Below are 23180 nucleotides of genomic sequence, written 5' to 3'. Positions count from 1 at the left end.
CGGAAGGTCCCGAGTTCGCCGGGAGACGCAATGGAAACGTTTCGATTTGATCTGTTCGGCAAGGAGATTCCTCGCATCGGGCTCGGTACATGGGCTATCGGCGGCTGGATGTGGGGCGGCACGGATGAGCAAGAGTCGATTCGCACCATTCACGCCGCGATAGACAAGGGCATCACGCTCATCGATACGGCGCCGGTGTATGGATTCGGCCGTGCCGAGGAGATTGTCGGCAAGGCGCTCGAAGAGCCCGGAGGAAGGGACAGAGTCATACTGGCGACCAAGGCCACCCTCGAGTGGAAGGATGGGAAAGTCACTCGAAACGGATCGAGCGAGAGAATACGGCACGAGATCGATGAATCTCTTCGTCGCCTCAAGACCGACTACATCGACATTTATCAGGTGCACTGGCCGGACGGGCTGGTTCCAGTTGAGGAGACGGCCCGGACCATGCGCGAGCTTCTGGAATCGGGCCGAATCCGTGCCATTGGCGTGAGCAACTACTCATCGGAGTTGATGGCCGAATTCTCGCAATACGCCCCACTGCATTTCTGTCAGCCGCCGTACAACCTGTTCGAGCGGGGGATCGAAGACGACGAGCTGCCGTGGTGCCGGAACAACGACGTTGTCCTGCTTACCTACGGTGCGCTCTGCCGGGGATTGTTGTCCGGCCGGATGAGAGCCGATACGGCGTTTGTCGGAGACGATTTGCGCCGGTACGATCCCAAGTTCAGGAAGCCTCGCTACGGGCAGTATCTTCAGGCCGTTGAGCGGCTGGATCAACTCGCCCGAGATCGACTCGGCAAACGGGTCATACATCTGGCGGTGCGGTGGATTCTCGATCGTGGCGCCCATGTGGCGCTCTGGGGTGCGCGTCGGCCCGAACAGCTCGCCCCGATCGACGACATTATCGGGTGGTCGCTCGACTCCGACACTCTACGCGCGGCGGAACAAATCGTGGAGGAGACTATATCGAACCCGGTCGGTCCGGAGTTCATGGCGCCGCCCACTCGTCGAAAGCCCGCCCTGTAGAGCGGCTCATCATCATGGCCGCCGAGGCACACCGATGAAAACGCAGTACGACGCCGCCGTGATCGGTTCCGGCCCCAACGCACTTGCCGCTGCGATTTATCTGGCCCAACAGGGCCTGTCTGTCATCGTGCTCGAAGCCGCCGCGACGCTCGGGGGAGGTGCGCGAACAGGCGAACTGACGCTTCCCGGATTCCATCATGACATCTGCTCGGCAGTGCACCCGTTGGCGGTTGGTTCGCCGTTTTTCCGGACGCTGCCGCTGGAGCAACACGGGTTATCATGGGTCTATCCGGAGATCAACTGCGCGCATCCGGTCGACGACTCGACCTGTGCGGTTCTTGTCGGAGATGTCATGCAAACGGCGGTGCAGCTCGGCAATGATGCCGAGTCGTACCGACAGCTCATGGTGCCGATAGTCGCACAGTGGGACGGGCTGGTCGATGATTTGCTTGCGCCGCTCCATGTCCCCGGAAGACTTCTCCCTGTATTACGGTTCGCGCGTTTGGCGGTGCAATCCGCCACCGGCTTAGCGGCCCGGCGCTTTCGAGGCACGCAGGCGCGCGCCCTCGTGGCCGGATTGGCGGCCCACTCCATGCTTCCGCTCGACGCTCCCATCAGCGCCGCCGTGGCGATCGTGCTCGCCGCAGCCGGGCACACCGCAGGCTGGCCGTTCCCGCGCGGTGGCGCGCAAGCCATCACTGACTCTCTTGCCGCCTATGCGCGCACCTTGTCCGTGGACTTTGAAACCGGCCGACAGATCCGCTCACTTGCAGAGATTCCCCGCGCCCGCATCGTCTTGCTCGATTGTACGCCGAGGCAGTTTTTGTCGATCGCCGGTGAGCGACTGCCATCGCGGTATCGACGGGCCCTCGAGGGATATCGCTACGGTCCCGGCGCGTTCAAAATTGACTGGGCGCTCTCGGAACCTGTGCCGTTTGCCGATGAAAGGTGCCGGCGCGCCGGGACCGTTCACATCGGCGGGACACTGGAGGAGATCGCCGAATCCGAGCAATCGGTGTGGAACGGCAAAACACCGGAGCGGCCGTTCGTATTGCTCGCACAACCGTCGGTTTTTGACTCAACCCGCGCTCCGGTCGGCAGGCACACCGCGTGGGCATACTGCCACGTCCCCAACGGGTCGACTGAGGACATGACGACCCGGATCGAGCGCCGGATAGAGCGGTTCGCCCCGGGATTCTGCGACACGATACTGGCACGGCACACGATGAAGGCGACGGATCTCGAGGCGCATAACGCCAACTATGTCGGCGGCGATATAAACGGCGGGATTCAGGACATTCGGCAGTTGTTCGCCCGCCCGGTTTCGCTGTTCGATCCGTACCAAACGCCGCTGGACGGCGTGTTCCTCTGTTCGTCCTCGACGCCGCCGGGGGGCGGGGTCCACGGGATGTGCGGATATCACGCGGCCCGGTCGGCCCTGCGTCATCTCGCCGGTCGATAGTTGCTGATCTCCCGCAAAAAAGGTGCAATTGATCCGCGATTTTGGCGTATATTGGAACTTCGCCGACGGGAAGTCTCCCGGAATCGACGCTGGTACCGGCTGAAGGGTGGAAAGGACGAACGATGAGTCTTTTGGTACTCGAGAATCTCAAGCTGTCGCTGGGCGGCAAGCCGATATTGAACAACGTATCTGTCGACTTCTGGGATGGTCACGTTCACGCGGTGGTTGGTCCCAACGGCGCCGGAAAGTCAACGCTGGCCGCCACGATAGTCGGGCTAAGCGGATACACGGATATCGAGGGGGACATTAAATTCGACGGGCATTCTATCCGGGAGCTTGGTATCGACCAGCGCGCCCGCAAGGGCATCACGCTGGCCTGGCAGGAACCGGCACGATTCGAGGGACTCCGGATCGCCGACTTCATAAAAGCGTCGGCGCACGGAAACGGAGTCGATGTCGATGCAATCCTTACTCAGGTCGGCCTGAACCCGGACAATTACCGGAGGCGGGCGGTCGACAAGACCCTTTCCGGCGGCGAGCGCAAGAAGGTCGAACTGGGATCGATTCTCGCCATGAAGCCGAAAGTGGCGTTGCTCGATGAACCGGACTCGGGGATAGATATCGAGTCGATCGAGCGAATTTTCGACGCCGTGCGGTTGCTCAAAGAGCAGGGGACGACGGTTATTCTGATCACACACAGTCTGGCCGTCCTCAATCAGGCCGATCACGCGTTTCTGATGTGCCACGGCCAGGTGGTCGATAAAGGGACGGTCGGCAAAATCCGCCATTATTTCGAAGACAAATGCATTCCCTGCGACCACCAGAATGTCCCGGAGCTCTATGGTCTGGGAGAACGCCCATGAGCAGCCAACTGAATGTCATCAACGACCTGTACGTGCACTCGGGCCGCGATCCTCATGAACTGGACGATCCCGAGGTTGCCCACCTAGTGGTTAACGAAAACCGCGTCATGGGACTACATGCGGTTCCGGGGCTGCAGGTCGATGTGGAGGAGCTGAGCGACGGGATTTCGGCGGTCATCACACTGGCGGCGGGAACGATCGTCGCCAAGCCGGTGCACCTGTGTTTCGGGATGACTCCCGAACGTGGCGTCCAGCGAATCAACATGGACGTGTCAGTCGAACGCGGGGCAAAAATATCCCTTCTGGCCCACTGTGTGTTTCCGTTCGCCGTCGACGTGCAGCACATCATGGAGGCGCGGATACGAATCGGCGAAGGCGCCGAGTACCGATATTTCGAGAAACACGTTCACAGTCCGGCGGGTGGAGTGAAGGTGTACCCGAAAGCCAGGGTGGAGGTTGCTCCGGACGGGTTGTTCCAGACGGAGTTCGAGTTGATACAGGGGCGGGTCGGGCTTATCGATATCGATTATGAAGCCGTTTGTGAGGCGCGCAGCCTGCTCGATATGTCAGCGCGCATCAGCGGCCGCGCGGACGACGTGATCAAGATAAGCGAGACGGCCAGCCTCGTCGGCGAAAAGGCCAAAGGCGTGCTGACGTCAAAGATCGCGGTACGACAAAAAGCACGGGCGGAGGTGTACAACAAGCTGATTGCCAACGCCGCGTATGCGCGCGGTCATGTCGACTGTAAGGAAATCGTCCAGGACGACGGCATCGCCACCGCCGTACCGATTGTCGATGTTCGTCACCCCAAAGCGCACGTCACGCACGAGGCTGCGATCGGCAGTGTCGACAGCAAACAACTCGAGACGCTGATGTCGCGGGGGTTGTCGGAGGACGACGCGGTGGAGATTATTATCAACGGGCTGCTGAGCCGGTAGTAAATGAAACGGCCGGCGGGCAGTGACGCCGCCGGCCGCAGCTTATGTTCGGTTTTGTAAGGCGTTATTCCTCGCCGGGACGATTGGACACCCACCATACCAGGCGGGCAAGCACAGCGAGCGCCGCACCCAGCAGGACGATTGTCAGAACCATACGAAGTCTCATCTCCTTTCGACCGGCCATGTGCGCGTAGTGCCGGTCTCGACATACCAGCCTCGAACACCCGGATTCGAGAAAAAGTTTCCCAAGTATCGTCGATTCCCGGAATTCGTCAAGGGGTCTGCGCAACAAAAAACTTCGCTATCGAATGATTTTTTGCGACAGTTTGGCACGGTCTGCCGTCTATCTAGTGAAATCCCCTCAAGGCATTATTAATCAACATGTTGCCGGGGAGGTGAAACATGTGTGGCAAAGTCCTGTTGGTAGTAGTGGTGGCCGCCTTTTCGGCAGTACCTGCCACAATGGCCGGGGATGCCGGAGGTCGACTCAACGGAGTTCTGACTCAGAAGGACAATGGGCTACCCGTTGCCAATGTCGCGCTACGACTCGTCGGTACCGACTTCCGTGCCGTCAGCGATCAATCCGGCTACTACGAGTTCACCAACCTCAAGCCCGGCAGCTATTGCGTGGTCATACGACATTGGGAATTCGACACGGTTGATATGATCGATATCCCGATAACCGCCGGATCAACGACTACGCGCGACATCAGCATGGTGAAGCAAAAAGGGAGTCTTCCGTTCCTCCTTAAAATCGATGAGGATACTACCTCGGGAGGGATACAGAGCGTTGATGAACTTCTGGCTCAGGTGACCGGCGTACAGACTTATGTTGAAGCGCCAGTGTGGATCCGAGTTGCCTGCGCACCGGAAATCCCATGTACCGTTGCCGGCATTCCGCCCACTCCCGAACCTCCGCCCGCCTGCGAAGACGCTGCGGTCGATACCGTCCGGTCAATCACAGAAGCTACGCCGCAACTCCCCGTGGTCGTTGAACTGGCCCAGAATTACCCCAACCCCTGCAATCCGACCACGACTATTCGTTTCGGGCTGCCATCGCCGGGTGAAGTTCGGATCGACATTATCAATATCCTCGGACAGGTGGTGAAGCGGCTCGTGCGGGCGGACATGCCGGCAGGCTACCACGACGTGGAGTGGAACGGTCGGAATGACGGAGGCGGCGCGGTTGCGTCGGGAGTCTACTTCTACCGGTTGATTGCAGGCAAGACGACGCTCAGCAAAAAGATGATACTATTGAAGTAGGGGGGCGGGACTACCCGCGATTCGCCGGGGCGGGCCCTCGCACGAGGATTTCCGCCCTGGCGGTATTCTCGCGCGATCCGAGCATATACAGCGTGTCGCCTTCGGCGAGCCGGTCCGACCCGGCGGGGGACGAGATCACCTCGTCGCCGCGACCGATTGCTACGAGCGTGACGCCACATTGGGCGCGGATGTTCAACTCGCCGAGACTTTTTCCGACAACCGGCGATCCGGAGGGGACGCGCACCGTTTCAATCCGCAGTTCCGGGAGATTCAGCTGGAGGTCGCGCAGCGTAGCGGTCCCCTTCGAGAGAGACCGAAGCATCTCGTAGCTGTGCGACCGGATTTCGTTTGTGAACTTGACGATTTCGTCGCGCGGGACGAGGTACCGGGTCAACACGCGGGTGAAAATCTCGACCGAGGTTTCGAACTCTTCCGGAATAACTTCGTCGGCGCCCAGTTCCATGAGCGGCCCGACCTCGGCCACGAACCGCGTGCGGACAATCAGGTGCAGTCGGTCGGACTGACGGCGGATGGTGCCGGTGATGTTGCGGGTAGCGACAGGATCGGAGATCGCGACCACCACAACCCTCGCCTCGCTGATGCGGGCCTGATTCAGCACGGCGATACTGGTGGCGTCGCCATACGAAATCGGCTCGCCCTGTTTGCGGCTGCGTTTTACGGTGTCGGGATTGGTTTCGATAATCACGTACGGAATGCGGGCGCTTCGGGCGGCGCGGGCGATATTCTGGCCGTTGACGCCGAAACCGATAATGACGAGGTGATCCTTCAGGGAGTGCAATCCGTTGGCGGTTTCTCCAGCCAGCGACCGGTACGCCCCGTCGCGCAGCTGACGAAGGCCGGGCCACTCGGCAACCGAGTCGGCGATACGGGGGGCGAGATTGGTCAGCAGCGGGGTCGCAGCCATCGTGATAATGGTGACCGCAATGAAAGTCTGGTATACCTCACCCTTGATGACGCCGTATTCAACGCCGACCTGAGAGAGAACAAAGGCGAACTCGCCGATCTGCCCAAGGGCGATACCCGCGATGAGGGCGGATCGGACCGACAGTCCCAATGCCAGGGCGGCGCCGCCGACTATGAGGGTCTTCACTACGTAGATCCCGGCTGCGATAGCGATAATGGCGACGGGCTCCTGGATCAGGAACCCCGTATCCAGAAGCATGCCGACGGACACGAAAAAGAAGCTGTTGAAGACGTCCTTAAAAGGGACGACCCCCTCGAGCGCCTGATGACTGTACTCGGAGTCCGAGATGATGAGGCCCGCGAGGAAGGCTCCGATACCGATAGAGAGCCCGAGTTCGTTGGTCGCCCACGCGATCGTCATGCAGATTACGACCACACTCAGCAGAAACAGCTCTCGACTTCGAGTCCGGGCTATGAAAAACAAGACGTTTGGTACGATATAGCGCGCCCCAACATACACCAGGGCCATGATCACCAGCAGCTTGACGATCAATCCGCCCAGTTCCCCGGCGATGCCTCCGGCTCCCGCTACCAGAAGCGGGGTGAAAATCATGGCCGGGATCGTCGCGACGTCGTTGAAGATCGATATCGAGAGCGTCACCGATCCGTGCGGCGTTGTCAACTCGGCGCGATCCTGAAGCGCGCGCATCGGGATGGCGGTGCTACTGCAGGCGATCAAAAACCCCATAAACACCGACTCGCCCTGGCTGAGGCCCAAATACCGCGAGACGATCCAGGTCACGACGATAGTGGTGACTACCTGCAGCGAGCCGCCCAGCAGGACGGCCCGGCGCATGCGGATGAATTGCTGGAACGAAAACTCCAGGCCGATCGTAAACACCAGCAGGATCACGCCCACACTTGCAAGCTGTTCGACGGCGCTGATCGAACTCACGAACCTGAGCCCCGACGGTCCTATCAGCACGCCGGTGACGAGATATCCCACAATCGGTGGAATGCGGAGGCGGTGACAGAGTATGAGCACGGCGATTGCCGCGCCGAAGATAACCAGAATGTCCTGCAAAAGGGGAATTTGCGTCACTGACTTCTCCAACCGATGGTCAAATGTACTGCCGGAATCATGTGCATGGAATAAACCTACTCCGCGGTCGACAGACAATAAAAAAGGCGGCCCTTCATTGTCGGGCCGCCTCAATTTGGGTGCACTTTGCGATCAGAAGGCCGAAATGAACCCGATCAGGAACTGGTTTTCTTCCTCTTCGATGTCATACGTGTTTTCGACGATAAGTCGAAGGTTCGTACGAAGCACCCATCCAAGGTGGCCGGTGATTCGTTCGTAGTCCTGATTGTCGTCGTCGGAGTCGACCCAGTTGTAGAGCGCGGTCGCGTACCAGCGGCTGCGGTCGCCGTCGGGCCAGTACAGCAGTTCCGCGAGCCCGCCGTCGGTATCGATAAGCCTCGACGGCTTGTCGGCGGTAAACCATGGGTTGTCGTCGCGCCGGCGCAGGTATTGGCCGTTCAGCTCGAACTTGTCAACGGCGAGAGTCCCGTTCGGTCCCAAAAGCCACAGCTCGTTTCGTACGGATACGTACCCGGCTCCGGGGCGCCGCCTGCGATTGGTGCGGACGCAAGCCCTGCGACCAGCATCGTCGCCAGAACCGCGCCACGGAATGCCGATTTTGCCCTAAAATGAATCGTCCACAACGTGTCTACAGTGAATACATGTGCCATGGCGGGGTCTCCTTCCCGGTGGAACGGTGGCATCCTCAACCTGTCCGCGGCTGACACGGCCGAACGGTGTGCTCAATACGCCGGTATCATAGGCTGATTGATCCATACTGTCACGCGGTGCTCTTTCCAAAAGAGATACTGCGGGCGACTTTTGACACCGAAAAAAAGGCATTGATCTGCGGGTCGGCGACGAGTTACGTAGGGGAGACGAAAAGGAGATTCCCAGCTATGATTGATGACATAGACCGCCAGATCCTCAGCCTGCTGCAGCAAAACGCCCGAATCCCGAGTTCGTCGATTGCCCGGAAAGTCGGCATGGCGACATCGGCGATCGGCGAACGCATGCGCAAACTGGAGGAGCGGGGCATTCTGACGGGTTATGAGGCACGGATAAGCGCGGACGCGGTCGAACTCGGTCTGACCGCGTACATTTACGTGCAGACGAACGAGCCGGTGGGAAGCGATGAAACCGCGGAACAGCTCGTCGAGATACCGGAGGTACAGGAAGTGCATAATATCGCCGGCGAGGACTGCTACCTCATCAAAGTGCGGGTGAAAGACACGCCGGCGCTGTCGCACCTGCTTCGCGACCCGATCGGCTTGATCAAAACCATCACGTCGACGCGAACAACTATTGTTCTGGAAACGTATAAGGAGACGTCGCGTTTGCCGCTGGGAAATATCGACGTCACCAAACGAAAGCGAAAGTAGGAAGGACCATATGGCGCCAGACTATCCGCCCATTCGCCGTCAGGACCGGGCCAAAGAGGACACGTGGGTCGTACAGCACATCACCGAGGCGCCATATCTGGCTTTAGCCCTTATTCGCGACGGGCGGCCCCATATAAACACGAACACGTTTGTCTACCTCTCCGAACCGCATGCGATTTACTTCCACACGGCCCCCAACGGCACGCTTCGCACAATCGTCGAGAGTACGCCCGATTGCCCGGTGAGCGCGACCGCGGCCGCCATGGGGCGGCTGTTGCCGGCGGAGGAGGCGCGCGAGTTCAGTGTCGAGTTTTCGTCGGTCGTGCTTTTCGGCACGATTTCGATCGTGGACGATATGGCGGAGCGCCGCCGGGGGATGGAAGCGCTGAACCGGAAGTACTTCCCGCACCTCGAGCCGGGCCGGCATTATCGCCCGGTGACCGATAAGGAACTGTCGCAGATCACGGTGTACCGAATCTCGATCGAACACTGGACCGGCAAGCAGAAGGCGGTTGCCGCCGACTTCCCCGGCGCATTCCTCTACGGCTCCCCGCCGACGGACTAACCCGCAGGATTGCCGCACTTTCAAACCGACGAGTATTTCGAAACATTTATGTAAGCGCTTACGTAAATGTCCGCAAACAGGTGACCAAGAAGGGATTTGCCTCGATGTCCGATCTGGTTCGTCGACTCGGCCCGCTGGCGTTTGCCAGCCGTTTGAAACGGCTGAGCGACCGGTTATATCGGGACATGTCACGAGTATACGCCGAACTCGACACCGATTTCGAGTCGCGCTGGTTTCTGGTCTTGTACCTGCTGGCGGAACAGTCGCCGCTGGGTGTGACCGATGTGGCCGACCGGCTGGGGCTGACGCATCCGGCGGTCAATCAGATTGTGGGGGCGATGTCGCGGCACCGACTGGTGCACTCGCGGCGCGATCCGACCGACGAGCGCCGCCGCCTGCTGTCGCTGACACCGGGCGGACGGCGCCTGTTCGAGCGCCTCCGGCCCGTGTGGCAGATCGTCTCCGAGAAATCAAGGGACGCGATGACGGAAAGCGGGCTGGATTGGATTGAGGCGCTCGACCGGCTTGAGGCGGTCCTGGACGAGCGAAGCATGTATGAACGGGTTTCGACAGCGCTGCGGCGGGATGCGAAGGCAAATCCGGCACGCAGGCGGTCATCGAGATAGTCAGACCAACATGCAGTGGAGGTAAAAACGACGATGGAAGTTTACGTGAGGCGGGGAGCAGGTGCTCTGCGTACGGGGCTGGTTGTGGTCGCCGCGATTGTGGCCGTGCTCGTTTTTGCGGACACCGCCCGGTCGCAGGCCGTACTGCAAGGGCAGGGTGAAGAAGTAAGGCGGTGCGATGACGCCCTTCGCGCCGAGATCATAGATTCCATCGCTTTGGCCCTGAATGAATATTACGTGTTTCCCGAGATGGCCAAAGAGATGGAAAAGACGATGCGAAAGAACCTCAAGCAGGGAAAATACAAGGACCTGAGTACCGTTCCCGAATTTACGTTTGCGCTGACTGAGGATCTGCGCGGAGTCTGCCACGATCGACACCTGGGAATTCGCTACCTCTCCGACGAGGACCTGGCGCAGATGACGTCCGACGAGCCGACGGACGAGCAGAAGGCGCAGAGGCTGGAGGAGATGCGGAAACGGCTGGCCAAACAGAATTTCATGTACAAGAAGATTGAGATACTCGAAGGCAATGTCGGGTACCTGAAATTCAACCAGTTTGTCGATGCATCGATGGCCGGACCGACGGCAGTGGCGGCGATGAACTTTCTGGCCGGCTGCGACGCCTTGATTATCGACCTTCGCGATAACGGGGGCGGCTCGCCGTCGCTGATCCAACTGATAACCAGTTACTTCTTTGACGAGCCCGTGCACCTGAACAGCTTCTACATCCGAAGGACGGACTCGATCAAGCAATTCTGGACGGCGGCCTCGGTTGACGGACCGAGGCTCAGTCATGTCGACATCTATGTTCTGACCAGCAATCGCACGTTTTCGGGAGCCGAAGAGTTCAGCTACAATCTCAAAAACCTCAAACGAGCGACTCTTATCGGTGAGACCACGGGTGGCGGGGCTCATCCGGTGGAAAGCCACTTTTTTGCCAGCCTGAACGTGGGGGCGGGTATTCCGTTCGGACGCGCGATCAACCCGATCACGGGCACGAACTGGGAGGGCACCGGTGTCGCGCCCGATATCGAGGTCCCGGCGGCTCAGGCGCTGGACCGCGCCTATATCGAGGCGCTGGGAAAGCTCAAAGAGAGAGCGACCGATCCGGAAATCAAACTCCGGTACGATTGGGTGATCGCCGGCCTCGAGGCCGCGTACAAGCCGGTTGTCATCGATTCTGAGAAGCTGGCGTCCTACGCGGGCGTTTATGAGGACCGCCGGTTGTGGGTCGAGGGCGGCGCGTTGTGGTATCAGCGCGGCGACCGGCCCAAAATGAAGGCCGTGCCGATGACGGAAACCTTGTTCCGGTTTGACGATGTGGATTACTTCCGTATCGAGATCGTCACCGACGTGACCGGCAACCCGGTCAAGGTGGTTGGCCACTATGACAACGGACAGACCGATGAATCGATGAGAACTGCTGAAGGTTGATGTTGCCCTGTCCTCCAGTGCATTCTTAGTGTCTCTCCCGCGGACGGCCCGTCGTTCCCAGTAGCGGCGGGCCGTTCTTTCATCCGCGATTCGGTCAAACAAACAGGGAGTATCTTCGTCTATCATGTGCGCACGTGCGCGCGGGATCGCACGGCGGCGGTTCCCTCAGTGCCGTCGCCGAAAGCCCGATATCGGCCTCCTCCTTGGCCGAAAACGCCGCGTGCGAGATGCCGGCAGTCGGCGCGTTCTGGCCGCGAAGCCAGGGAAATCGGAGCGTGTCGGCGCCGCAAACCCAATGCCCGGCTGTCCGCGGCCGACAGTTCGCGACAGCGCGCAGCAGCATTGAAGCAGCGACCGGGGAGGCGGATGTCGGTTGGTGTGCCCTTGGGTTCCGTTCCCCGATACGGATTGACCGATGTCGGCGGCGGAGCAGCGCGATCAGTTCCGTCGCGCCCCCCGGTCGTCAAAGAAAAGCCCCCGCGCGTTGCAGGGGCGTTCGATCGAGCTCGCGTGGCTTCGATCAGTATTCTTTGACGGCGGCCATGATATCCAGCACAGCCTTCTTTCCGTCGGCGAAATACATCACCGTATTGTCCGCAGCAAACAGCGGGTTGGGGATCCCGGCAAAACCGGGAGAGAGACTCCGCTTCACCACCACTACCGTGCGGGCCTTGTCGACGTCGAGAATGGGCATTCCCGCGATAGGTGATTTCGGATCGGTCCGTGCGACCGGGTTGACAACGTCGTTGGCGCCGATCACGATCGCGACATCGGTCTGCGCAAAGGTCGGGTTGACCTCGTCCATTTCCTTGAGCTTGTCGTACGGCACATTGGCCTCGGCCAGCAGTATGTTCATATGTCCGGGCATCCTCCCGGCCACCGGATGGATGGCAAACTCCACTTCAATGCCGCGCGACTCCAGCAGGGTCGACAGGTCCCAGACAGCGTGCTGCGCCTGCGCCACGGCCATGCCGTAACCGGGAACGATCACGACGCGCGACACGCCGTCGAAAAGCATCGCGATCTCCTCGGCGGACGTCGCCTTGACCTTGCCCGCGTAGACTTCGTCGGCCGACGCCGTTTCGCTGGTCGGGCCGAGCACGCCGAACAGGACGTTGGTCAACGAGCGGTTCATCGCCTTGCACATGATGTTGGTGAGGATGATCCCCGAGGCTCCGACCAGCGACCCGGAAATGATCAGAACGTTGTTGTTCAATACGAAACCGGTCGCGGCGGCGGCGATGCCCGAATAGGAGTTGAGCAGGGCAATCACGACCGGCATGTCGGCGCCGCCGATCGGGATAACGAGCGTAACTCCGAGAATCGACGCCACGCCGATCAGGACCCAGAATGCCGTGGTCATCGACGGGTCGATCACAATCCAGACGCCCAGCGCGACGCTGGCTGTCGCGAGGACCGCGTTGAGGTATTTCTGACCCGGGAAGAGCACGGCGGCATCGCCGATCAGTCCCTGCAACTTGGCAAAGGCGACCAGCGAGCCCCAGAAGGTCACGGCGCCGACGACTGCGGTGGCGACGGTGGCGATGGAGAACTGCAAATCGACTGAGGCGCCGATATGTCCGCCGAGCGTTTCGACCAACGCGGCGGATGCAACCAGCACTGAGGCTATCCCGCCGAAGCCATTATACAGCGCCACCAGCTGCGGCATCGCCGTCATCTCGATTTTCACCGCCAGAATCGCGCCGATCGCCGAACCGACCGCGACCCCGATGATAATCATTTCATAACTGACGATATGGCGGTCGAGCAGCGTCACGACCACGGCGATAAACATGCCGAGCGAACCGAGGATGTTTCCCCGAACCGCCTTGCGCGGGTGTGCCAGGCCTTTGAGTCCGAAGATGAACAGCACCGAGGCGAGCAGGTATGCCAGATTGACCAGTGACAGCATGGATCAGTCTTTCCTCTTGAACATCCTGAGCATGCGATGCGTGACGAGAAAGCCGCCGACCACATTGATGGTTGCGAAGATCACCGCTGCCAGGCCGAGCCATGTTGTCAGGGTCGAGTATTGCGTTCCTGCCGAGATCATGGCTCCGATCAGCGTAATGCCCGAAATCGCATTCGAACCGGACATGAGCGGCGTGTGCAGGGTCGGCGGGACCTTGGTGATGATCTCAAATCCGACAAAGACGGACAGCACGAATATCGTCAGCAGGATGACAAACAGTTCCATCAGTTAACGCTCCTTTCTGCGTCCGAACCGGGTCCGTTGAGCAACTGATTCACGCGGTCGTTGACGACCGAACCGTCGCGGGTCAGCAGCGTATCGCGGATGATCTCATCGTCCGTATTGACAGTCAGGGCGCCGTCTTTGACCAGCGTTCGCACAAAGGCCAGCAGGTTTCGGCCATATAACTGGCTGGCGTGTCTGGGTACGGTGGACGGCAGGTTGGATGGTCCCATGATGACGACCCCGTGTTTTTCGACGGTCCTGTCGACTTCAGTCAGTTCGCAGTTACCGCCGCGCTCAGCGGCAAGATCTATGATAACCGAGCCCGCGGTCATGTTGCGAACCATGTCTTCAGTGATGAGGATCGGAGATTTCTTGCCGGGTATAGCGGCGGTCGTGATAACGACGTTGACGTCCTTAACGACGCGCGCCATCAACTCGCGCTGCTTTTTATAAAAGTCTTCACCAAGCTCACGCGCATAACCGCCTTTGTCTTCTGCGTCGGCGGTCTCGATTTCCATCTCGACGAAGCGGGCGCCGAGTGAGAGTACGTGCTCTTTCGCGGCGGGTCGTACGTCGTATGCCTGGACGAGGGCGCCCAGCCGCCTCGCGGTGGCAATGGCCTGCAGTCCGGCAACTCCCGCCCCGATCACGAATACGCGCGCCGGAGAGATCGTGCCGGCCGCTGTCATCAACAACGGAAACATGAGGTTCAGGTGATCGGCGGCCATCAGGACGGCCTTATAACCGGCAACGGTAGCCATTGACGACAGCGCATCCATGCTTTGCGCCCTCGTGATGCGCGGAAGCAGCTCGATAGCGAACGCCGTGGCGCGCGTACCGGCCAGTTCGCGAATCGCCCGAAACGATGCCAGCGGGTCATGGTGACCGATCAGGAATTGGCCCGGCTGCAGACGCGACAAATCATCCCGACCGGCCTCGACATTGGCCCCGTACCCTCGTACCTGCACGATGATCCGGCTCCGGCGAAACAGCTCATCGCGCGAGTTCACGATGTCGGCGCCCCGGGACGTGAAATCGGAGTCGCCGAATCCCGCGGCGGCTCCTGCAGAGCTTTCGACGATCACGGAAAATCCGAGCTTGGCGAACGATGGCACGAGATCAGGAATCAGGGCGACCCGGCGTTCACCCGGAAACGTCTCTCGGGGAACACCGAGGATAAGAGTCGGTTTGGCGTCAGCCATCTGTCCGTGGCACCTCCTTGCCTGAGAACCACCCGCCGCGGTCCCGGTCCGCCCGGTCGCGACCGGCTGGTTTGGTGAGGGACAAGAAAGGCGCGAGGGCCAACCGCGTCAAGCCTTAAACAGGGGTAAAACGGACCATTGTTGCCCAATATTCGCACACCCCGCCACGACCGTCGATCCGGCTCTGCAACGAAGGTAAGTTTCGGTCTCGCGATTTGTCCTCAACTGCACTCCTGTTCCGCCGATGTTATTCATAGACACGCCAAGACATCATCGATCAGAGACCATGACAACCGTACTGAGGTGTTTGATTCCACATCCGGTGGGTCGCTCCAGACTGGGTGGGAGGAAGTATTCATGTCGATACTCGTGATCGGACAAGACGAAGAGACCGTCAAAGCCATATCGTCGGCGCTGGACGATTCTGAGTGCCCGGTGCAGCGGGCCGCCGACGGGACCGAGGGATTCGCGCGGCTTTCTTCGCGCGCACAGTACAAGCTGATCATCACCGATCTGGCGATGCCGGGGATGGATGGTTTTCAGTTGCTGAAAGTGGTGCGCGGTAATCCCCGGCTCCGCGGGACACCGGTGCTCGTCTGCAGCGCATCCTGCGACGCGCCGACCGTGCTCAAGGCAATCGAAGCGGGAGCCGAAGATTTCATCGCGAAGCCGGTCGAATCCGACTCATTGCGAGACAAACTGCATCGTCTGGTCTCCGACGCATACGCGGATGTGCTGATCGTCGACGACGATCCGGTAATACGTGATTTACTGATGAAGATACTTCACCGCGAAGGCTTTTCCGCGGTGGCCGCCGCCGGTGTCGATGCAGCGATTGAAGTACTGAAAACCACTCGTGTCAGTATTGTCATTTCCGACATCGAAATGCCGGAGCGCAGCGGACTGGACCTGCTGAAACATATTCGGGAGAACCTTCCGCGCCTTCCGGTGCTGATGATCACGGGCAAATCGGAAAAGTACGGGCAGGGAAAGATCCTCAGCGCGGGGGCTTCCGGATTTATCGCCAAGCCGTTCAAAAACACGGAGATCGTCGAGAAACTGATTTCCCTCCTGTGAGCCGGGTCCGGGTGATATCCCCGTCATTCCGGCGTTGCTTTTCCAGTCGATTACCGTATTTTCCCGACACATGACAACGAGCCGTGACATGGTGTCGGGATGAAGCACTTCCCCTACGAATTTGAAAGCCGCAAACCGATCCTCTTTCATCCGGAGCCGCTGGAGAAGATCGCGGGCGACTTCCTTGAAATCGGCCCCGGTCGCGGTGACTTTCTCATGGCCCTTGCCGAGAGCTACCCGGATCGTCACGTCGTAGCGGTCGAGCTTGCCCGGAAGCGGTACTACCGACTCGTCCCTCGAATCACGAAGCGTGGGATCGGCAACATCACGCTGATTGGTGCGGCTGCGCAGATCGCCATTCCCCGGCTTTTTATCCCGAAGTCCTTCGAGCGGGTCTACGTCCTGTTCCCCGATCCCTGGCCGAAGGATCGACATGCACCGCATCGGCTGCTTACTGCCGAGTTTCTCACCATGCTGGGCGGACTGCTTACGAGTACCGGGTCGTTTTTTTTCGCGACCGATTTCGAGCCCTACGCCCGGTGGGTGGTCGAGAACCTCGAAGCGGTGCCGGTGCTCAGGAATGTCGGCGATCCCTTCGCCCGACAGGGGCAAATCGAGGACTACTTTCCCTCGTTTTTCGAGCAGAAATGGCGCGAGGAGGGGAGGAAGATATTTTATCTGCGCTGCGAGCGTCTCACGCCAGCCGGATGAACTTCGGCGTCACGACCACCAGCCCGTCCTTCTGGAGCGTCAGGGCGGCCTCGCGGACATCATCGACCGACCGCGCTGTCTGAGCCGCAATCTTCGATATCGACACCCGTTTTGCAGTCGTGAGCGCCCGGACGATCGCGCCGCGAATCTGGCGGCGGGAGCCCTCAAACCTGTTTTGTGTCGTGAGTGGCGCAATGTAATCGAGGTCTTTTCGGAGCGCGACCCGCGCATAGTCCATCAGCGCATTATGCCAGTCGCGCGCACGGCGTGGCGGGAGGAGCCGGCGCGCCAGTTCTTCCAGATCGGAGCGCGGCGTATTCGGATCAAGCCCAAACTCGTGGACGAGCACTTTGCGGATGTTAGTGTCGATCGTGACACACGGGCTGTTGAAGGCGAAAATGGCGATCGCATTCGCGGTATAGTCGCCGATACCGGGCAGGGTTTTGAGCACGGCCGGGCTCGACGGCGTTTTGCCGCCGAACCGTTCCACTATCTGACACGCCATCTGACCGAGGTAAATCGCGCGCCGATTATAGCCTAATCCCGACCACGCTTCGAGCAATTCCTGCCGAGAGGCGTGTGCCAGCGCCTCCCATGTCGGCCAGCGGCGAAGCCAGCGCTGATACTTGTCCACCACCCGTTCCACCTGGGTTTGCTGAAGCATGAGTTCGGCTACCGTGATGGCGTACGGGTCGCGTGTCTCGCGAAACGGAAGGCTGCGGCCGTGCTGCCGGTAGAATGCGAGAATCTTCCGCCGGAACGCAGTTACTTTCTGATGACTGATGCGCACGGGTTCCACTAGTCGGTAACGTTGTAGTCCGGGTCAAGCTGTTTCAGTTTTTTGTACAGGTGGGAGCGTTCCAGTCCCAGCTCGCGCGCCGCCTGCAGCATGTTGCCGTCGCACCGTGCGATGGTGTTTCGAATATAGTCGAGTTCGAATTGCCGACTGGCCTCTTTCAACGTAAGGCGAGTCTCGGTTGCAGCGGGAGTCGTCATCAACGGTTTGACATCCTCTGCGCGAACCGGATCGTGATCGCAATAGATGTTCACGCGCTCCATGAGATTTTTCAGCTCCCGCACGTTGCCGGGAAACGGGCAGTGTCGGAGGTACTCGACCGCTTCGGTGGAGAGCTGCCGTGGTTTTGCGCCGGTTTCTTCGGCGAACCGCGCAAGGAAGTACTCGCCGAGGATGCGGATGTCGTCGGGCCGCTCGCGCAGAGGCGGCACATGAAGGGCAACCACGTTGAGACGGTGAAACAGATCGGCGCGAAATCTCCCGGCCGACGTTTCCGCTTCGAGATCACGGTTGGAAGCCGCGATTACGTTGCCGTCGAACCGCTGGTCGGTGTCCCCGCCGACCGGCGTGTACTGGTGTGTCTCCAGGACGCGAAGAAGCTTTGCCTGCGTTTCGGGCGGCATTTCCGAGATCTCATCGAGGAAGATCGAACCGCCCGTCGCTTCGGCGAACCGTCCGGCACGACGGCGCGCGGCTCCGGTAAAGGCGCCGGGGAGGTGGCCGAACAGCTCGGACTCGACCAGTTCCGACGGCAGGGCGGCGCAGTTGAGCGCGACAAAAGGGCCCTCGGCGAATCGACTGCTGCGATGGATGAGGTGCGCCACCAGTTCCTTGCCCGTTCCGTTTTCGCCGGTGATCAGGAACCGACCGGCCATGGCCGCGACGCGGACGACGTTTTCGCGAAGTTTGCGGATCGAAGACGAGACCCCGATCATGTCGCCGTACACGCGCGAGCTGAGCCGGTCCTTTTCGGATCTCAGGCGGCGGGTCCGGGTGACGTTGTCGATTAAGACAAGCACCCTGTCCAGCGAAATCGGTTTTTCGAGAAAGTCATGGGCGCCTTTTTTGATCGCGGCCACCGCGACATCGATATCGGCCTGCCCGGAGATCATGACGACCGGCGGTGGAGAGACCACGCCGACAATCTCACCGAGTACCTCCACGCCGTTGCCATCCGGCAGCAGTACATCGAGAAGTACCAGATCGAAATCCGCCGGCAGGAAACGACGGGCCTCGGCGCAGGTCGACGCCGTGACCACATGGTGGTCGCGCCGCTCCAGTGCCGACTTCAACGAACGACGGATATTCTCTTCGTCGTCAATGACCAGAATGCGGGCCATGTGTCCTCGGAAGTGTGATGGTGATTACTGCGCCCGACGAGTCGTTAGCCAACTGCATCAGACCGCCGTGGTCGTAGACGATTCGCTGGCAAATGACCAGCCCCAGCCCGAAACCGCCGCTCTTCATCGATACGCCGGGTTCCGCCCGGCCCGCGAGAATCGCCTCAGGAAAACCGGGACCGGTATCCCGGACGGTGAACAGCAGTTCATCTGGTGTCGCTTCCGCCGTCACGGTAACGGTGACGTGCGGACCGGTTTCGAGAGCGTTCTTTATCGCATTCACCAATAACTGGCGGATTTGATCCGGGTCAACGGTGACCGGATCATCCGGAGTTGTCGTGGTGCACGTGAGGCGTCCGTCGGCAATTTCGTGCCGGTAGAGCGTTGTCAGCGGCTGGAGCAGGTGATCGACCGGTACGGTTGCGAACTCGGGCGCCGGCATTCGCGCGAACGCAACGAACCCGTCGAGCAGCTTTATCAGGCGGCCCAGTTCGCTTTTTATGGTTTGAGTCGTTTCTGCGAGGGTCCGGCCGAAATCAGGCAGTCTGTCTTCGTACGACAAGCGAAGGTCATCGACCGCGATTGCGATGGGCGTCAACGGGTTCTTGACTTCATGGGCGATTTTGCGCCCGACCGCTTCCCAGGCCGCGATTTTCTCCGCGGTAGCCAGATCCTCGCGGGCGCGCCGCAGGCGAAACATCATGTCGGTAAAAGAATCGGCCAGCTTGGCAAATTCGCCTTCTTCGTACGCCATGACCGGTGTGGAAAAATCGCCGGCGGCCACCCGTTCCGAGGCCTCGATCAGGTTTTTGATTTCGCGCGTGGCCCTGCCCGTAAGGTACCAGCCGATCGCAAGCGCGCCCGCAACCGAACAGAGCAACACGAGACCGATAACTGTCACCAGCGAACCCGCTTGCGGTTCAACCGCAGACGGGGGAAAACCAGCCACAACATAATAGCCGCCATCGGCGCTGCCGCTGAGCACGGCCTCGATCGAATCACCCCGGTCGTACAGCGTGAGCGGCGTCATACGCGCGAACGTGTCGTCTCGCGACCGGGCAAATACGATAGATACTGATCCATCGATAATGCCTTCAAGCATGCGGCGGTCGGCTTCGTCGAAAAACACTCCCCCGTACAGCAACAAACGGTCGCTCAATTCGAGGCACGCCGCGTCGGCTGCATGAGCGCCGGAGAGATCATACTCAACCGTCGGAAAAACGTCGGCACGATCATTCGGGACGGTGACCTGCCGGTCGATCAGGCCCGGTCGACCTGCCGAGGCCCGCACCCTGCCGGTGCGATCGATTATTTCGAGAAAATCGAGTATCGACGAAATCGATTGAATCGACGTGACCAGCGACTCGTCGGCGGTCAATTGCAGTACCGCACGGCGGATCGACGGGTCATCCGCCGCCGTTTGTAGGGCAGCACGAAGTTGTGCCTGCCGCGATGACTGGAACGGACGAAACGTCTGCAGCGAGCGATCGGCGCGACGAATCTCCGCCTGCCGCGCCTGGTGGGACGTGTAGACGTACATCACCGCCACCGCAACAATCGGCGGTACCAGCGCCACCAGCAGCAGCGATAGTCGCAGGCGACCGGAAAAGCTCACCGCGCTCCTCCGCTAGAATCTGCCGGAGGCGCCAACCGGTACGCGCGAGACAGGTTGATGCGCCCGGTCGCATCGGCCGCGAGGCCGCCGATATCGCGTGCGCTCAGGACATGAATGACCGGGCGAAACAACGGAAATACCCCCACGTCCTCGATGATCCGGCTCTCGGCGAGCCGAAGATACGCGTATCGCTCCCCGATTCCAACGCTTCGTGCGCGATCGAGATGAGCGCGAACCACGGCCAACGACTCCCGCAACCCCGGCGTTTCGACGTCGGATTCCTCCAGCCGCGCCAGGACGTACCGCAGCGTGTAGCCGTCGTCATACAAGTCAACCGGCGCAAACATGAAATAGCAGTCGCTGACCGTCCGGTCGGTGACTATCTGCGAGGTCACCCGTTCGCGGGCGAGGATGTCGGCAAAATAGGCGGCTGTAGACCGAAGCGAGGGATCGGTGATGCCAATTACAATATCGCGGCGGTCACCGAGCGCGGCGTGTAGCAGCTCGCGCGCGCGGTTCGGATCGCAGGCAAACGGTCGCGACTTGCTGTCAAGGGCGGGAACGAATGTCGATGTCCCGACCGGATTGTCGCCGCTGAACATGAGGCCCAGCCGGGAAGAGTCATACGCATAGTAGAGTGCGGTCGTTAACAGCCCGCCCGAATTGACAGGTCGATCCGGATTCGGCATGAGCACCACAATCCACGGCGCGGCCACACGCAGTGCGCCTGCTCCCGTGCGCGCGACCGGTTCTTGATAGCTGAAATATCCGTCGAGCATACCGCTCTCGAAGTCGAAAAGCATCTGGTCGCGCGCCCGATCACCCCAGCCATAGGCCTTCACCTTCACTCGGTCGGCGGCCGGCAGCGTGAGCGTGTCATTCACGAGAAACAGGTCAAACCACGGTCCGATCGCCTGTCCGAACACGAGGGGGGATGTCGTATCGACCGAGTAAGTCTCGATTTGAATTTCCATCAGTGGGGCCATCAGGCTGTCGCACGACAGCCCCATCTGGTGCGTCACGGCAATCCCCGGAACCGAGAATTCGATTTGCCCCTCAATGACGGGTTGTCCGTCACGGAGCGCGAGGTAACGGCAACCGGGATACACGAAAGACTCCGTGCCAACCGGGAAGTAGAGGCGATTCAGTGTGCACTGCACAATGTGCGTCACGATGGTATCAGCGCGTGTAACCGGGCCGCTCATTGCGGCGAGGGCCACTATCAACACGACGCGGGCGAGATTCCTCATTGGTAGTTCTCCCAATGAGTTATACACGCATGCGAAGACGTCCGCGACAACAAGTTTTTTTCTGTGCACAAGTGTGTCAAGGTTGACACGCGTATCCTGCTGTCCCACATAAGGTCACTTCCCGCTACGTTCATAGTGTGTCAGCAGTGACACGTTTTGGTGGGTTGCGGCTCCCGCCCGGCAAGCCCAACGCATTACGCTGCAACATGTTACGATTTCCGGCATCACGTGTGCAAGGTCTCCGGTCGCAACCAACCCGAAACCCAAAGGAGTAGATTATGAATACCACAGTTCGCACCAAAATGATTGCGATCGCAGCGCTGGTGGCGGTCGCAGGGCTGATCGGATGCTCAGATGAAAAACCCACCACTCAGCCTACACCCATGCAGAAGCTCTCGCAGACGATTTCGAGCACGGTCGCCGAGAGTCTCATTCACGCCGTCAAGGCCGGGTCCGACTCGACTGCAGCCGGCGATATCCATCAGCCCGGGCTCGCCCTCGATGGCGCGGCGGCCCCGACCGACATCCGTCCCGGCAAAGACATGATCGTGATCGGCACAAATATCTTCGCCGTGACTGACGATGGCATCATGGTGTACGATTTCGTGTCTCACGAACGTCGGTTGATCCCAACGGAGTACCGCCTCGCCACACTTGCCTCGCACGCGGGAACGCTGTACGCGGGAGGGGACGGACTGTTTGTGGTCCAGGACTCGACCGTGCAGCCGGTGGACATTGATCTCGCCGGTGAGGTCACCGCGCTGGCGGGATTCAGCTATCGCCTGCTGATCGGCACGACTGACGGTTTGTACTCCCGGAGCATTTTCGGCGATGAAGTGATGCTCGAAGACATGTCGATCACGGCAATCGTGGCGGCGGGCGATAATGTCTGGATCGGGACCGACGGCGCCGGACTGTACCAGTTCGACGGCGTCGATTTCCGGCAGCGCTATCTGCAAAGAGACCCGTCGCTGCTTGATTTCGTCACCACCGTCGATTTCAACCACGATCATTTGTACGTGGGCACGACCGTGGGGCTGTTCGTATTCGACGGTGGACGCTGGACTCAATACGGCGTTGCCGACGGCCTGCCGAGCGAACGGATATCATCGATCGATGCATCCGACTGGGTGGTAATCGTCGGGACCAATCAGGGCGTCGGCACGCTGTACGACGGTGAGTGGACGACAATTGACAAGCTGGCTTCGGTCAACGCCGTGTCGGTTGTCCGGTACGGTCGAAAGATACTGGTCGCGACGGGGGAAGGCGATGTGCTGGTGAAATCCGGCCCGGCGGTGAGACCCTTGCTCCAAAGGTCGGATACCGCGACCATCGATGTCTTTTCCGCGTTGAAGTAGCGCTCCCGGGGGGAGGGTAACCGCACCCGCCCGGCTCCGAATACTCCACGGGGCCGGGCTTTTTTTG

At 60.2% G+C, this 23180-nt stretch carries 21 protein-coding genes; 12 read left to right on the top strand and 9 right to left on the bottom strand.

The window, feature by feature from the left end; genetic code table 11:
• Window positions 1-30: 30 nt before the first annotated feature.
• From RBT76_07185 to RBT76_07165, 5 genes are all read left to right on the top strand, one after another.
• Entirely contained in the window at window positions 31-1029 is a 999-nt protein-coding gene (locus tag RBT76_07185) for an aldo/keto reductase (protein ID MDX9857554.1), read from the top strand.
• A 34-nt stretch (window positions 1030-1063) separates the two neighbouring features.
• On the top strand, window positions 1064-2491 hold the full coding sequence (locus RBT76_07180; protein MDX9857553.1) for an NAD(P)/FAD-dependent oxidoreductase: 1428 nt from the start codon (window positions 1064-1066) through the stop codon (window positions 2489-2491).
• A 122-nt stretch (window positions 2492-2613) separates the two neighbouring features.
• Entirely contained in the window at window positions 2614-3354 is a 741-nt protein-coding gene (locus RBT76_07175; GenBank protein ID MDX9857552.1) for an ABC transporter ATP-binding protein, read from the top strand.
• Window positions 3351-4292 (top strand): SufD family Fe-S cluster assembly protein, encoded by a 942-nt coding sequence (locus RBT76_07170; GenBank protein ID MDX9857551.1) that lies wholly within the window; start codon window positions 3351-3353, stop codon window positions 4290-4292. Before RBT76_07175 ends, RBT76_07170 begins: the two co-directional genes overlap by 4 nt.
• Window positions 4293-4694: 402 nt before the next feature.
• Entirely contained in the window at window positions 4695-5555 is an 861-nt protein-coding gene (locus tag RBT76_07165; protein ID MDX9857550.1) for a carboxypeptidase regulatory-like domain-containing protein, read from the top strand.
• A 10-nt stretch (window positions 5556-5565) separates the two neighbouring features.
• On the opposite strand, the gene RBT76_07160 is transcribed toward RBT76_07165, so the two are convergent.
• Both RBT76_07160 and RBT76_07155 read right to left on the bottom strand, forming a co-directional pair.
• Window positions 5566-7581, bottom strand: a complete 2016-nt coding sequence (locus RBT76_07160; protein ID MDX9857549.1) for a cation:proton antiporter — start codon at window positions 7579-7581, stop codon at window positions 5566-5568.
• 132 nt (window positions 7582-7713) lie between these two features.
• Window positions 7714-8061, bottom strand: coding sequence for a hypothetical protein (locus RBT76_07155; protein ID MDX9857548.1), 348 nt, complete (start codon window positions 8059-8061; stop codon window positions 7714-7716).
• 398 nt (window positions 8062-8459) lie between these two features.
• On the opposite strand from RBT76_07155, the gene RBT76_07150 reads away from it, so the two are divergent.
• The 4 genes from RBT76_07150 to RBT76_07135 all read left to right on the top strand — a co-directional run bounded on the left by RBT76_07150 (window position 8460) and on the right by RBT76_07135 (window position 11567).
• Entirely contained in the window at window positions 8460-8942 is a 483-nt protein-coding gene (locus RBT76_07150; protein MDX9857547.1) for an Lrp/AsnC family transcriptional regulator, read from the top strand.
• A 10-nt stretch (window positions 8943-8952) separates the two neighbouring features.
• Window positions 8953-9507, top strand: coding sequence for a pyridoxamine 5'-phosphate oxidase family protein (locus tag RBT76_07145; GenBank protein MDX9857546.1), 555 nt, complete (start codon window positions 8953-8955; stop codon window positions 9505-9507).
• Window positions 9508-9611: 104 nt separating this feature from the next.
• A complete protein-coding gene (locus RBT76_07140) occupies window positions 9612-10133 on the top strand; it encodes a MarR family transcriptional regulator (protein ID MDX9857545.1) in 522 nt (173 codons plus the stop codon).
• A 33-nt stretch (window positions 10134-10166) separates the two neighbouring features.
• Window positions 10167-11567, top strand: a complete 1401-nt coding sequence (locus RBT76_07135; protein ID MDX9857544.1) for a S41 family peptidase — start codon at window positions 10167-10169, stop codon at window positions 11565-11567.
• A 520-nt stretch (window positions 11568-12087) separates the two neighbouring features.
• Here the strand turns inward: RBT76_07135 and RBT76_07130 are convergent.
• Genes RBT76_07130 through RBT76_07120 form a run of 3 tightly spaced genes read right to left on the bottom strand, consistent with a single transcriptional unit; the run spans window position 12088 to window position 14966 of the window.
• The gene (locus tag RBT76_07130) at window positions 12088-13479 is read right to left on the bottom strand and encodes an NAD(P)(+) transhydrogenase (Re/Si-specific) subunit beta (protein MDX9857543.1); all 1392 of its coding nucleotides are present in this window, start codon (window positions 13477-13479) and stop codon (window positions 12088-12090) included.
• 3 nt (window positions 13480-13482) lie between these two features.
• Window positions 13483-13764, bottom strand: a complete 282-nt coding sequence (locus RBT76_07125) for an NAD(P) transhydrogenase subunit alpha (GenBank protein MDX9857542.1) — start codon at window positions 13762-13764, stop codon at window positions 13483-13485.
• Window positions 13764-14966 (bottom strand): Re/Si-specific NAD(P)(+) transhydrogenase subunit alpha, encoded by a 1203-nt coding sequence (locus RBT76_07120; GenBank protein ID MDX9857541.1) that lies wholly within the window; start codon window positions 14964-14966, stop codon window positions 13764-13766. The genes RBT76_07125 and RBT76_07120 overlap by 1 nt, the downstream gene beginning before the upstream one ends.
• Window positions 14967-15323: 357 nt before the next feature.
• On the opposite strand from RBT76_07120, the gene RBT76_07115 reads away from it, so the two are divergent.
• Window positions 15324-16043, top strand: a complete 720-nt coding sequence (locus RBT76_07115) for a response regulator (GenBank protein MDX9857540.1) — start codon at window positions 15324-15326, stop codon at window positions 16041-16043.
• A gap of 99 nt (window positions 16044-16142) precedes the next feature.
• Entirely contained in the window at window positions 16143-16754 is a 612-nt protein-coding gene (locus RBT76_07110; protein ID MDX9857539.1) for a hypothetical protein, read from the top strand.
• On the opposite strand, the gene RBT76_07105 is transcribed toward RBT76_07110, so the two are convergent.
• From RBT76_07105 to RBT76_07090, 4 genes are read right to left on the bottom strand one after another with little or no spacing between them, the layout of a single operon-like run.
• Window positions 16738-17544, bottom strand: a complete 807-nt coding sequence (locus tag RBT76_07105; protein MDX9857538.1) for a Fe-S cluster assembly protein HesB — start codon at window positions 17542-17544, stop codon at window positions 16738-16740. The genes RBT76_07110 and RBT76_07105 overlap by 17 nt on opposite strands.
• A gap of 8 nt (window positions 17545-17552) precedes the next feature.
• Window positions 17553-18890, bottom strand: coding sequence for a sigma-54 dependent transcriptional regulator (locus RBT76_07100; GenBank protein MDX9857537.1), 1338 nt, complete (start codon window positions 18888-18890; stop codon window positions 17553-17555).
• Window positions 18868-20505, bottom strand: coding sequence for an ATP-binding protein (locus RBT76_07095; protein ID MDX9857536.1), 1638 nt, complete (start codon window positions 20503-20505; stop codon window positions 18868-18870). Before RBT76_07095 ends, RBT76_07100 begins: the two co-directional genes overlap by 23 nt.
• Window positions 20502-21755 carry a hypothetical protein gene (locus RBT76_07090; GenBank protein MDX9857535.1) on the bottom strand — a complete coding sequence of 418 codons (1254 nt, stop codon included), beginning with the start codon at window positions 21753-21755 and terminating at the stop codon, window positions 20502-20504. The genes RBT76_07095 and RBT76_07090 overlap by 4 nt, the downstream gene beginning before the upstream one ends.
• Before the next feature lie 278 nt (window positions 21756-22033).
• Here RBT76_07090 and RBT76_07085 point away from each other — a divergent pair, with 278 nt between their 5' ends.
• On the top strand, window positions 22034-23113 hold the full coding sequence (locus tag RBT76_07085; protein MDX9857534.1) for a hypothetical protein: 1080 nt from the start codon (window positions 22034-22036) through the stop codon (window positions 23111-23113).
• Window positions 23114-23180: the final 67 nt, after the last annotated feature.

The organism is Candidatus Zixiibacteriota bacterium (genome assembly GCA_034003725.1).
In the GTDB taxonomy this organism is placed as follows: Bacteria; Zixibacteria; MSB-5A5; order GN15; family FEB-12; genus WJMS01.
The sequence above is the reverse complement of the archived record's forward strand: the minus strand, read 5'-3'. Positions and strand labels throughout refer to the sequence as shown.

Bases quoted from the DNA above. Each gene is read 5' to 3' on its own strand.
- RBT76_07120 (MDX9857541.1), bottom strand. From the start codon at position 14,966: ATGGCTGACGCCAAACCGACTCTTATCCTCGGTGTTCCCCGAGAGACG.
- RBT76_07145 (MDX9857546.1), top strand. From the start codon at position 8,953: ATGGCGCCAGACTATCCGCCCATTCGCCGTCAGGACCGGGCCAAAGAG.
- RBT76_07130 (MDX9857543.1), bottom strand. From the start codon at position 13,479: ATGCTGTCACTGGTCAATCTGGCATACCTGCTCGCCTCGGTGCTGTTC.
- RBT76_07110 (MDX9857539.1), top strand. From the start codon at position 16,143: ATGAAGCACTTCCCCTACGAATTTGAAAGCCGCAAACCGATCCTCTTT.
- RBT76_07150 (MDX9857547.1), top strand. From the start codon at position 8,460: ATGATTGATGACATAGACCGCCAGATCCTCAGCCTGCTGCAGCAAAAC.
- RBT76_07140 (MDX9857545.1), top strand. From the start codon at position 9,612: ATGTCCGATCTGGTTCGTCGACTCGGCCCGCTGGCGTTTGCCAGCCGT.
- RBT76_07175 (MDX9857552.1), top strand. From the start codon at position 2,614: ATGAGTCTTTTGGTACTCGAGAATCTCAAGCTGTCGCTGGGCGGCAAG.
- RBT76_07170 (MDX9857551.1), top strand. From the start codon at position 3,351: ATGAGCAGCCAACTGAATGTCATCAACGACCTGTACGTGCACTCGGGC.
- RBT76_07180 (MDX9857553.1), top strand. From the start codon at position 1,064: ATGAAAACGCAGTACGACGCCGCCGTGATCGGTTCCGGCCCCAACGCA.
- RBT76_07165 (MDX9857550.1), top strand. From the start codon at position 4,695: ATGTGTGGCAAAGTCCTGTTGGTAGTAGTGGTGGCCGCCTTTTCGGCA.
- RBT76_07115 (MDX9857540.1), top strand. From the start codon at position 15,324: ATGTCGATACTCGTGATCGGACAAGACGAAGAGACCGTCAAAGCCATA.
- RBT76_07085 (MDX9857534.1), top strand. From the start codon at position 22,034: ATGAATACCACAGTTCGCACCAAAATGATTGCGATCGCAGCGCTGGTG.
- RBT76_07135 (MDX9857544.1), top strand. From the start codon at position 10,167: ATGGAAGTTTACGTGAGGCGGGGAGCAGGTGCTCTGCGTACGGGGCTG.
- RBT76_07185 (MDX9857554.1), top strand. From the start codon at position 31: ATGGAAACGTTTCGATTTGATCTGTTCGGCAAGGAGATTCCTCGCATC.
- RBT76_07100 (MDX9857537.1), bottom strand. From the start codon at position 18,890: ATGGCCCGCATTCTGGTCATTGACGACGAAGAGAATATCCGTCGTTCG.
- RBT76_07125 (MDX9857542.1), bottom strand. From the start codon at position 13,764: ATGGAACTGTTTGTCATCCTGCTGACGATATTCGTGCTGTCCGTCTTT.
- RBT76_07090 (MDX9857535.1), bottom strand. From the start codon at position 21,755: ATGAGGAATCTCGCCCGCGTCGTGTTGATAGTGGCCCTCGCCGCAATG.